This window comes from Bradyrhizobium sp. P5_C11_2, from assembly GCF_054049755.1.
The window spans coordinates 1-10813 of record NZ_JBFULT010000245.1; the positions used below are offsets into that span (position 1 = coordinate 1).

The following is a 10813-nucleotide window of genomic DNA, read 5'->3' on the forward strand; positions in this document are numbered from 1 at the left end:
AGCGATCCCCGCCAGCAAGATCGTCAAGACCGCGACCGATCATTTCGGCCGGCTCGACGGCGTCGTCAACAATGCCGGCATTTTGCGCGACATGATCTTCCACAAGATGAGCGTGGAGGCCTTCGAGGCCGTCATCAAGGTGCATTTGATGGGCTCGTTCTACGTCAGCCACGCCGCCGCGCGGATTTTCCGCGAGCAGGAGTCGGGCTCCTTCGTGCACTTCACCTCGACCTCGGGCCTGATCGGCAACTTCGGCCAGGCCAACTACGCCGCCGCCAAGCTCGGCATCGTCGGCCTGTCGAAATCGATCGCGCTCGACATGGGCCGCTTCAACGTCCGCTCCAATTGCGTCTCGCCGTTCGCCTGGACCCGGATGATCGGCACCATCCCGACCGAGACCGAGGCCGAGAAGGCGCGCGTCGAGAAGATCAAGCAGATGGGGCCGGAGAAGATCGCGCCGGTCTGCGCCTATCTGCTCTCCGATGCCGCCAAGGACGTCAGCGGGCAAATCTTCGGCGCGCGCATGAACGAGCTGTTCCTGTTCAGCCAGAACCGCCCGCTGCGCTCGGTGCATCGAAGCGAAGGCTGGACGCCGCAATCGATCGCCGAGCACGGCATGCCGGCGCTGAAGGGCTCGTTCTACAAGCTCGACCGCTCAGCCGACATCTTCCCCTGGGATCCGGTGTAACGATCCCGTCTAGCCGCATTTCCGGCATCCCTGCCCTGCGATCTCTGGTTGTCTCGATCAGAGATCGCCCCGCTTTACGCCCGATTGCAGGCGGATGGTGTCCTCCCAACAAAACTTTGGGAGGAAACCATGACAAGAATACTGACCAACCCCAACGACACGACTGCAACGGAACGCGGCCTCGGCCGCCGCGATCTGCTCAAGGGCGCGGCGGCGGTCGCCGCATCCACCGTCCTCGCCTCGCAGGCCGCCGACGCCCGCGACTTCGGTGCCAGCGCCGAGCCGCAGCGCTATCCCGACCCCGACATCATCGCCATCGACCCCAAGCGCTTCAAGGCCAAGGTCGGCAACACCGCGATCAAGCGGCTCTACACCGGCTGCCTGTGGGCGGAGGGACCGGCCTGGAATGCGCAGGGGCAGTATCTCGTCTGGAGCGACATCCCGGCCAACCGGCAGCTGCGCTACCTCGACGACGACGGCCACATCTCCGAGCAGTTCCACAAGCCGTCGAACGAGGCCAACGGCAATTCGTTCGACACCGAGGGACGCCAGATCAGCGCCGAGCGCACCCGCCTCGTCCGCTACGAGCACGACGGCTCGGTCACGACGCTGGCGGAGCAGGCGGGCGGCAAGCCGCTCAACGGCCCCAACGACATGGTCGTGCATCCCAACGACAAGGCGATCTGGTTCACCGATCCCGGCTATGGCGCGATCAGCATCTATGAGGGCAAGCTGGCCAACACTGGCTCGCTCCAGCCCCACCAGAAGGAAGCCGTCTATCGCCTGGATACGCAGACCGGGCAGGTCGCGAAGGTTGCGGATGAGCCGTTCAAGCCGAACGGCATCGCCTTCAGCCACGACTACAAGAAGCTCTATGTCTGCGACACCGGCATCACGCATTATCCGCAAGCGGAGAACGTGGTGTGGTCCTACGACATCGACGGGGCGAAGCTGTCGAACCCGAAGCGGCTGATCGACATGAAGCTCGACGGCAAGTCCGGCTTCCCCGACGGCCTGCGCGTCGACACCGAGGGCAATATCTGGGTCGGCGCCGGCTGGGTCGGACCCGGCTATGACGGCGTCCAGGTGTTCGCACCGAACGACGGCGCGCGCATCGGGCAAATCCTGCTGCCCGAAACCTGCGCCAATGTCTGCTTCGGCGGCAGGAAGCGCAACCGCCTGTTCATGACCGCGAGCCAGTCGCTGTATGCGGTCTATGTGGAGACGCAGGGGGCGCATTTCTGTTGAAATGGGCACCGTCATTCCGGGGCGGCTCGTAGAGCCGAACTAAGGTGCGCAATTGCGCACCTGAGAATCTCGAGGTTCCGGGTTCGCCCTTCGGGCGCCCCGGAACGACGGAATAGGATCACCCCGTATTCCTCAACCCCGCCGAGATGCCGTTGATGGTGAGCTGAATCCCGCGCAGCACCTGCTCGTCGGGGTTCTGTGCGCGGTGCGCCTTGAGCAACTCGACCTGAACGTGGTTGAGCGGATCGAGATAGGGGAAGCGGTGGCGCACCGAGCGCTCCAGCAGCGGGTTGCCCTGCAGCAGCCGGTCCTGGCCCATGATGTCGAGCAGCGTCTCGATGCAGGAATGCCATTCGCGGCGAATGCGGCCGAAGATTTTTTCGCGCAGCGCCTCATCGGGCACCAGCTCGGCATAGCGCGAGGCGATCGCGATCGAGCTCTTGGCGAGCACCATGTCCATGTTCGACAACAGCATGCGGAAGAACGGCCATTCCTGGTAGAGCTCTTTCAGKAACGGCATGCCCTTGTCGGGATGCTCCGCGATCCATTGCTCGACCGCGCTGCCAAAGCCGTACCAGCCCGGCAGCATCAGGCGGCACTGCGCCCAGGAGAACACCCAGGGGATCGCGCGCAAATCCTCGATCGCGCGGGTCTTCTTGCGCGAGGCCGGGCGGCTGCCGATGTTGAGCGTCGCGATCTCGTTGATGACGGTGGATTCCCAGAAATAATCGACGAAGCCGTCGGTCTCGTAGACGAGGCCGCGATAGGCCTTGAAGGCGAGATTTGAAAGCTCGTCCATCGCGGTCAGATATTCGCGGCGCGGCGCGCTCTGACGCGGGTGCAGCAGGCTCGCCTCCAGCGTCGCAGCCGCAAGAATCTCCAGATTGTTGCGGCCGACCTCGGCGTTGGAATATTTCGACGAGATGATCTCGCCCTGCTCGGTGATGCGGATCTGGCCGTTCACCGCGCCGCCGGGCTGGGCGATGATGGCATCATAGCTCGGACCGCCGCCACGGCCGACCGAGCCGCCGCGGCCGTGGAACAGCCGCAGGCGCACGTGATGGCGCTCGAACACTTCGACAAGGCCGATCTCGGCCTTGTAGAGCTCCCAGCCCGAGGTGACGAAGCCGCCATCCTTGTTGCTGTCGGAATAGCCGAGCATGACCTCCTGCACGCTGCCGCGGCTGTCGACGAGGCGGCGGTAATCGTGCAGCGACAGCATGCGGTCCATGATGCCGCTTGACGCCTGYAGATCCTCGATGGTCTCGAACAGCGGCACGATGTTGATGGCGCTGCGGCCGGAGGGATGGACCAGGCCGACCTCCTTCAAGAGCACCGCGACCTCGAGCATGTCGGACATGCCCTTGCACATCGAGATGATGCATTGGTGGATGGCGTCCGAGCCGAACTTCGCATGTGCCTCCGCGGCGGCATGGAAGACGTTGAGCTCGCCCATGGTCTCGTCGCTGTATTTGACGAACGGCGAGACCAGCGAGCGCGTGCTGCGCAATTCGTTGGTCAGCAGCGAAATGCGCGCATCCTCGCCGAGCGCGAGATAGGACGTTCCGGGGTTGGCGGCGTCCATCAGCTCGGCAATGGTGCGCTCGTGCACTGCGGAGTTCTGGCGGATGTCGAGCCGCGCCAGGTGGAAGCCGAAGCAGTCCACCGCGCGCCGCAGCAGCCGCAGCCGGCCGCGGGCGATGACGCGGGCGTTGTTCGAGATCAGCGAACGGTGCAGCACGTCGAGATCGGCCTGGAGCTCCTTGACGCTCTCATAGGGCGCGCCCTTGCCGACGGGCCGGCGGGTGATCTCGACCTGGAGCTTTTCGGCCGTCGCCGCAAGGCGCGCATAGATGCCGGACACCGCCAGGCGATAGGGTTCGCCGCTCCGGTGCGGCGAGGTATCCGGCGAGCGCTCCGCCAGCGTGCGTAGCTCCTCGGAGACATCGGCGAGATGCGCCGCGATCGACAATTCCGCGCCGAGCACGTGCAGCTCGTTGAGATAGAACTGCATCACCCGGCTCGACTGCAGCCGCAGCGTGCCGCGCATGACGTCGGCGGTGACGAAGGGATTGCCATCGCGGTCGCCACCGATCCAGCTTCCCATGCGCAGGAACGAGGCGAGCTCGCCGGCCGCCTGCTCGCCGCCCTCCTCCAGCCGGTCTTCCAGCACGTTGACCAGCCGCGGCACCTCGCGGAGGAAGGTGTAGTCGTAGAACGACAGGCCGTTGGCGACCTCGTCGAGCACGGTGAGCTTGGTCCGGCGCAAGAGATTGGTCTGCCACAGCGTCAGCACCTCGCGGCGGAGCTGCTCGTCGCTGGCGGYGGCCTCGTCCGCAGTCAGCGCGACCCGCTCGCGGCGGTCGAGCAGTGCGGCAACCTCCATCTCGCGGTCCATGGTGCTCTTGCGGCGGACCTCGGTCGGGTGCGCGGTCAGGACCGGGCTGACGAGGGCGTCCTTGAAGAAGCGGCGCAGCTCGTCGGCACTGATGCCCGCGGCCTTGGCGTGGCCCAGCGTTTCCGCCAGCACGCCGGAGCCGCCGCGCGATCCAGTCTCTTTGGCGGCGCTGCGGGCGCGCATCTGGCGGATGTTGTTCTGGTCCTCGGCGATGTTGGCGAGGTGGGAGAAATAGCTGAAGGCGCGGACGATCCGCACCGTCTCGGAGGTCGACATGCTGTCGAGGATCTGCTCGAGCTCGCGGCGGGCGAGCCGGTCCTCGTCGCGGTGGAACCGGATCGAGGTCTGCCGGATGCGCTCGACCAGGTCGAACACGTCCGCCCCCTCCTGGTCGCGCACCGTGTCGCCCAGGATGCGGCCGAGCAGGCGGATGTCGTCGCGCAGCCGCGCATCCGCCTCCAGCGCCTGGACGTCCTCGGGGCGGTTGGAGCGCTGGTCGGCGGTGTCGGATGGTACGGTCTGGAGGGACATGGCTCGCTCCCTTTGTCGAGCTCGCTTGACTGCCCGGCTCAGCCGAGTGTGCAAGTTTTTTGCCGCAGCGCAAGATGAAGTTGGGGGCGGCGCACCCTTGCGGTGGCCTCGGCCGATCTCTCCGCCGTCGCCCCGGCAAAAGCCTGCCCTGTCGCCTCTTTCCGGCGCTAGGCCGGCACGATCACCTTGCCGATCGGCCAGAGCGCGATGCCGGCGAGCTTCAGATGGGCCCAGGCGAAGGGGATGCCGATGATGGTGATCGCGAGGACCAGCGCGGTCACGAGGTGGCCGAGCGCCAGCCACCACCCTGCGAGCACGAACCAGACGATATTGCCGAGCACGCCGAGCGGGCCGGTGCCGATATCGCTCATGCCGGTGACCTCGTCGCGCCGCACCGCCTTCGAGCCGAACGGCAGCAGCGTGTAGACGGCGATGTTGAACGCCGCCCGCGCCCAGGGCAGGCCAATGATGGTGATGGCCATGATGACGGAGGCCACCAGCCACCCGAGCGCCATCCAGGCACCGCCGATGAGAATCCAGAGCAGGTTGAGCAGGATGGAAACGGGAGCCATGGGATGATCCGGAAGTTAATGTCCCCGTCTGTATAGCACGACCGCCGAGGTCGCGGAGCTTCATGCGAGACGCGTAGCCCGGATGAGCGAAGCGACATCCGGGATCTTGCTGCTTGTTGTCCCGGGTATCGCTTCGCTCACCCGGGCTACACGGTGTCAGATCTTCCGCCCGGCCTGCTCCCAATAGGGATCGCGCAGACGGCGCTTGAAGATTTTTCCGGAATCTTCGCGCGGCAGCCCGGTGCGGATCTCGATGTGTTTTGGCACCTTGTAGTCGGCGAGCGAGGTTTTCAGCCGGGCGCGGATGCCGGCTGCCTCGAGCGTGACGCCCGCTTGCGGCTCGACCACCGCCATCAGCGCTTCGCCGAACTCGGCATCGGGGATGCCGAACACCGCGCAATCATGCACGCCGGGCACGGCGTGCAGCACCGACTCGATCTCGGCCGGATAGATGTTGACGCCGCCCGAGATCACCATGTCGCGCTTGCGGTCGCAGATGAAGACGTAGCCGTCTGCGTCGATGTAGCCGACGTCGCCCGAGGTGATGAACCCGTCGCGGTCGATCTCGGCGCGCTTCTCCGGCTTGTTGTGGTAGGTGAAGTCGGCCATCCCGGGCATGCGGGAATAGATCTCGCCGATCTCGCCAGCCGGCAGCACGCGGCCGTCCTCACTGAGGAAGCGCAGTTCGGCGCCCGGCGAGATCCTGCCGACCGTGCCGGGCTTCCTCAGCGCATCCTCGGAGTTCGCGAAGGTGACGGCACTCGATTCGGTCGAGCCGTAGAATTCGTAGATCACCGGCCCCCACCACTCGATCATGGCGCGCTTGACGTCGGCCGGGCACGGCGCCGCGGCGTGGATGATGTGGCGCAGCGACGAGACGTCGTATTTTCTGCGCACCGCCTCCGGCAGCTTCATCAGGCGGATGAACATGGTCGGCACCATGAAGATGGTGTCGATCTTGTAGCGCTCGATCAGCTCGAGAAACTCTTCCGCCTCGAAGCGCGGCATCAGCACCAGCGCGCCGTCGAGCTTTCCGGCGCGGATGCCGAACGAGTTCGGCGCGGAGTGATAAAGCGGGCCCGGCAGGATCGCGCGGGCGCCGGGCTTCAGCCCGTAGATCATCGCGCGCATGCGTTCGCCGGCCGCCGCCTGATCCGGCGTCGGTGCGTTGYGGCGCACGCCCTTGGGGTGGCCGGTCGTGCCGGAGGTGTAGATCATGTTCATGGGCTGAGGCACCACCGGGCCGTCATAGGGCTGGAATGGCGCGAGCCAGGACTCGAAATCGATCGCGAMGTCCGGCGTCTTCAAATGATCCGGATCGATCCTGTAGTTTTTCAGGATTTCCGGCGGCGTCGGCACGCTGAGCACGGTGACGCCCTCGGGGATCGCATCGCGCAGGCCGTGCAGCATGTCGGCATGGCCGATCAGCACGGAGGTGCCGGTGTCCTTCAGGATGTAGTTGATCTCCTCCGGCTTGAAGTGCCAGTTGACCGGCACGCCATAGGCCCCGAGCCGCATCGCCGCGTAGGCAGCCTCCAGAAAGGCGATGTCGTTGCGCATCAGCATGCAGACGCAATCGCCCTGCCTGACGCCGATTTTGGCGAGGCCGGTTGCGATGCGGTCGGCGCGGTTGGCGACCTCGCCATGGGCGCGGCGACGCTCGCCGGAGACGATGCCGAGGAATTCTGACGTTTCGCTCATTGTTGTTTTTCTTCTTGTGGTGGTGTTCGTTGCCGTCATTCCGGGGCGGCTCGAAGAGCCGAGCCCGGAATCTCTAGGTTCCGGGTCTGGTCCTTCGGACCATCCCGGAACGACTGGCAGTCAATCCGCAAACTTCGGCGCGCGCTTTTCCAGATTGGCACGCACGGCCTCGGTCTGGTTCGCACTGCCGATCAGCTTCTGCTGCTCGACGGATTCGGCGAGCAGCGCCGGACCGGGATCGACCGAGAGATTGTTCAGCAGACGCTTCGCAGCGCGGATCGCATCGGGGCTCTTGCCGGCGATCTCGCGTGCGACGTCGAGCGCCGCGGCACGCGGATCATCGCAGATGCGCGTGGCGAGGCCATAGCTCAACGCCTCCTGCGCGGAAAAGATGCGCCCGGTGTAGGTGAGATCGCGCAGGATGTCGTCGCGCACGAGGCTTGCCAGGATCGGCGTACCCGCCATATCGGGCACGAGGCCCCATTTGATCTCCATCACCGACATCCGCGCATCGGGTGCGAGAAACCGCATGTCGGCGCCAAGCGCGAGCTGGAAGCCGCCGCCGAAAGCGACGCCGTGCACGGCCGCAATCACCGGAACCGGAAGCTGGCGCCAGCCCCACACCGCCTGTTGCGGAAAATTCGCCTGACCGTGCGTCCGCGCGGTGAGGTCGCGATTTTCGCCACCCGGAATTCCGTTGCCGCCCTTGTCCTTCATCGCGGCAAAACGGCCCATGTCGAGACCGGCGCAGAAGGCCCGGCCCTCGCCGGACAGGACCACAACGCGCACGCCTTTCTCCTTCGAAAGCCGGTCGGTTGCGGCAACAAGGGCGTCGAACATGGCCTGATCGAGCGCGTTCATCTTGTCCCCCCGCACCAGGCGGACATCCGCGACGCCGTCCGAGATCGAAATCGAGACGCGCTCTTCCATGGATGAATTCTCCCCTATTCTTGACCGGTTGCCGCTTTACAGGAAGACGGCGGCCGGATTTAGTCAATCGACCAATTAACTGACAATCGCTACAGGGGAAACAGCCATGTTCAAGGAAAATCTTCTGGCCGGCCGGCGTATCCTCGTGACCGGCGGCGGCACCGGGCTCGGCAAGGCGATGGCGGCGCGCTTCCTCCAGCTCGGCGCCGAGGTGCACATCTGCGGCCGGCGCAAGATCGTCTGCGATGAGACCGCGACCGAATTGATGGATCAGTATGGCGGCCGCGTCACCAGCCATGGTGTCGACATCCGCAACGCACTCGCTGTCGAGGAGATGATCGAGACCATCTTTCGCGACGGCCCCCTCACCGATCTCATCAACAACGCCGCCGGCAATTTCATCTCGCGCAGCGAGGAGCTGTCGCCGCGCGGCTTCGACGCGGTCGCCAACATCGTCATGCACGGCACGTTCTATGTGACGCATGCGGTCGGCAAGCGCTGGATCGCCTTGAAGCAGCCCGGCAATGTCGTGTCGATCACCACCACATGGGTGCGCAACGGCTCGCCCTATGTCGTGCCGTCGGCGATGAGCAAATCGGCGATCCACGCCATGACGATGTCGCTTGCGACCGAATGGGGCCGTTACGGCATCCGCCTCAACACCATCGCGCCGGGTGAGATCCCGACCGAGGGCATGAGCAAGCGCATCAAGCCGGGCGACGAGGCCGGCGCCCGCACCAAGGCGATGAACCCGATGGGCCGCGTCGGCACCATGGAGGAATTGCAGAACGTCGCCGTGTTCCTGATCTCCGGCGGCTGCGACTGGATCTCCGGCGAGACCATCGCCATGGACGGCGCGCAGGCGCTCGCCATGGGCGGCAATTTCTACCAGCTCCGCGACTGGAGCGACGACGACTGGAAAACCGCGCGCGAGAGCATCATGGCCCAGAACGAGAAGGACCGGGCCAAGCGGGGGTAGATTATTGTCGTCCCGGCGCAGGCCGGGACCCATAGCCACGATATTGAAGCAGTGATGCTCCCCTCCTCCCATCTTGTCTTCACCCGCGGATGACGCCACACTCCGCGGCATAAAAACAAAGACGTCACGGGAGAAACATGTCCACACAGCCATTGGCGAACCTCGCCGACATGGTGCGCGAGCGCGCGAAGAGTCGCGGCAGTGCCATCGCCTATGAATTCGAAGGGCGCGCCACCAGCTTTGCCGAATTCGACGTCAAGACCAGCAAAGTCGCGAATGCGCTGATCGCGATCGGCGTGACGAAGGGCGAGCGCATCGCCTATCTCGGCAAGAACAGCGACATCTATTTCGAGCTGCTGATGGGCGCGATGAAGGCCGGCGCGGTGATGGCGCCGGTGAACTGGCGGCTTGCGGCGCCCGAGGTCGCCTTCATCGTCGCGGATTGCAGGGCGCCGGTGCTGTTCGCAGGCCCGGAGTTCATCACACTGGTCTCGCAGATCAAGGACAAGCTGCCGCGTGTGCGCACCGTCATCACCAGCGAAGGCGGCGCGCCGGAATGGCAGGATTTTGCGGCCTGGCGCGACGCGCAAAGCGGCGACGATCCCAGGGTCCCGATCGCTACCCATGACATCGCGATCCAGCTCTACACCTCCGGCACCACCGGCAAGCCGAAGGGCGCGATGCTGTCGCATGCGAACTTCCTCAATCTGGTGCAGACCGGCAATGCCGCGGACAAGCCGGAGTGGAACCGGTGGTCGACCGATGACGTGTCGCTGGTCGCGATGCCGATCTTTCATATCGGCGGCTCCGGCTGGGGCGTGATGGGGCTCTATCATGGCGCCCGCGGCGTGATCGCGCGCGAGTTCGATCCGACCAAGGTGCTGGATTTCTTCGAGCAGTCCGGCATCACAAAGCTGTTCATGGTGCCGGCGGCGATGCAGTTCGTGGTGCGGCAGCCCCGCGCCAGGACGGTCGACTTTTCACGATTGAAATACATGCTGTACGGCGCCTCGCCGATTCCGGCAGCGCTGCTGAAGGAGTGCATCGAGGTCTTCAAATGCGGCTTCGTGCAGATGTACGGCATGACCGAGACGACAGGCACCATCGTCGCGCTGCCGCCGGAGGACCATATCGAAGGGCTGGAGCGGATGCGCTCGGCCGGCAAGGCGTTGCCCGGTGTCGAGATCGCCATTCTGGATGCGGACGGCAAGCCGCTGCCGCCGCGCCAGGTCGGCGAGATCGCGACGCGCTCAGGCTCCAACATGGCGGGCTACTGGAATTTGCCGGAGGCGACCGCCGCGACGCTACGCGGCGACGGCTGGCTGCGCACGGGCGATGCCGGCTATATGGACGAGGACGGCTATCTCTACATCCACGACCGCATCAAGGACATGATCATCTCCGGCGGCGAGAACATCTACCCGGCCGAGGTCGAGAGCGCGCTGTGCGATCACCCTGATGTCGCGGAGGCCGCCGTGATCGGCGTGCCCGACGACAAGTGGGGCGAGGCCGTGAAGGCGGTGGTGGTCATGAAACCCGGCAAGCAGGCCAGCGCCACCGACATCATCAACTTCACCCGCGAACGCATCGCAGGGTTCAAGACGCCGAAGAGCGTGGAGTTCCTGCCGGCGCTGCCGCGGAATCCGAGCGGCAAGATATTGCGGCGGCAATTACGCGAGCCGTATTGGGCGGGGAAGGATAGGAGGGTGAATTAGGCCTGCTCTATCCACATCGTCGTCCCGGCGAAGGCCGGGACCCATAGCCAC

Annotated in this window: 8 protein-coding genes; 4 read left to right on the forward strand and 4 right to left on the reverse strand. The window is 65.2% G+C overall.

Annotation, left to right across the window (positions count from 1 at the left end; all coding sequences use genetic code 11):
- Nucleotides 1-688: SDR family oxidoreductase (locus ACXJL8_RS21945; RefSeq protein WP_456685565.1), on the forward strand; the 688-nt coding region annotated here is incomplete at its 5' end.
- Nucleotides 689-817: 129 nt separating this feature from the next.
- Nucleotides 818-1936 carry an SMP-30/gluconolactonase/LRE family protein gene (locus ACXJL8_RS21950; protein WP_456619209.1) on the forward strand — a complete coding sequence of 373 codons (1119 nt, stop codon included), beginning with the start codon at nt 818-820 and terminating at the stop codon, nt 1934-1936.
- 118 nt (nt 1937-2054) lie between these two features.
- On the opposite strand, the gene ppc is transcribed toward ACXJL8_RS21950, so the two are convergent.
- The 4 genes from ppc to ACXJL8_RS21970 form a co-directional block, all read right to left on the reverse strand.
- Nucleotides 2055-4865, reverse strand: a complete 2811-nt coding sequence (ppc, locus tag ACXJL8_RS21955) for a phosphoenolpyruvate carboxylase (RefSeq protein ID WP_456685566.1) — start codon at nt 4863-4865, stop codon at nt 2055-2057.
- A gap of 167 nt (nt 4866-5032) precedes the next feature.
- Complete coding sequence (locus ACXJL8_RS21960) at nt 5033-5437, reverse strand: YccF domain-containing protein (RefSeq protein WP_456619211.1); 405 nt, start codon at nt 5435-5437, stop codon at nt 5033-5035.
- A gap of 156 nt (nt 5438-5593) precedes the next feature.
- The gene (locus tag ACXJL8_RS21965) at nt 5594-7138 is read right to left on the reverse strand and encodes an acyl-CoA synthetase (protein ID WP_456685567.1); all 1545 of its coding nucleotides are present in this window, start codon (nt 7136-7138) and stop codon (nt 5594-5596) included.
- A gap of 120 nt (nt 7139-7258) precedes the next feature.
- A complete protein-coding gene (locus ACXJL8_RS21970; RefSeq protein ID WP_456619213.1) occupies nt 7259-8068 on the reverse strand; it encodes a crotonase/enoyl-CoA hydratase family protein in 810 nt (269 codons plus the stop codon).
- A 106-nt stretch (nt 8069-8174) separates the two neighbouring features.
- Between ACXJL8_RS21970 and ACXJL8_RS21975 the strand changes: the two genes are divergently transcribed.
- A complete protein-coding gene (locus ACXJL8_RS21975; protein WP_456619214.1) occupies nt 8175-9047 on the forward strand; it encodes an SDR family oxidoreductase in 873 nt (290 codons plus the stop codon).
- A 137-nt stretch (nt 9048-9184) separates the two neighbouring features.
- A complete protein-coding gene (locus ACXJL8_RS21980) occupies nt 9185-10762 on the forward strand; it encodes a fatty acid--CoA ligase (protein WP_456619215.1) in 1578 nt (525 codons plus the stop codon).
- Nucleotides 10763-10813: the final 51 nt, after the last annotated feature.